1 protein-coding gene is annotated in these 457 nt (G+C 70.0%); it reads left to right on the top strand.

What is annotated here, in order from left to right; genetic code table 11:
- The coding region (locus J5M71_RS28265) for a TolC family protein (protein ID WP_207838927.1) at positions 1 to 457 on the top strand (457 nt) is incomplete at both ends.

Genomic DNA, 457 nt, shown 5'->3' with positions numbered 1-457 from the left:
GTCGACGCGCAGGCGCGCGGCATCGACGTCGCGAAGGCCGCGTTCTATCCGAACGTCGACCTGATCGCGTCGCTCGGCGGCTTCGCGGTCAGCGCGCCGTTCGCGACGTTCCTGCGCGCGATGAACGGCGGCTGGTCGGCCGGCCCCGCGCTCACGCTGCCGATCTTCGAGGGCGGCCGGCTGCGCGCGCAACTGGGCGTCGCGTCGGCGGGCTACGACCAGGCGGTCGAGCACTACAACCAGACGATCGTCGGCGCGCTGAAGGACATCGCCGACAACGTCGTGCGCCTGCATTCGCTCGATTCGCAGCAAAAGGACGCGGCGCGCGCGGTCTCGCTCACGCGGCGCTCGTACGATCTGTCGCATGCGGGCTTCAGCCGCGGGCTCACCGACTACGTGAACGTGCTCATCGCGCAGAGCCAGTTGCTGACCGCGCAGGAGAACCAGACCCGCATCG

Source organism: Pseudomonas sp. 43(2021), from assembly GCF_017490805.1.
In the GTDB taxonomy this organism is placed as follows: domain Bacteria; phylum Pseudomonadota; class Gammaproteobacteria; order Pseudomonadales; family Pseudomonadaceae; genus Aquipseudomonas.
Note: the sequence above shows the minus strand (reverse complement) of the source record. Positions and strands in the feature narration are given on the sequence as shown.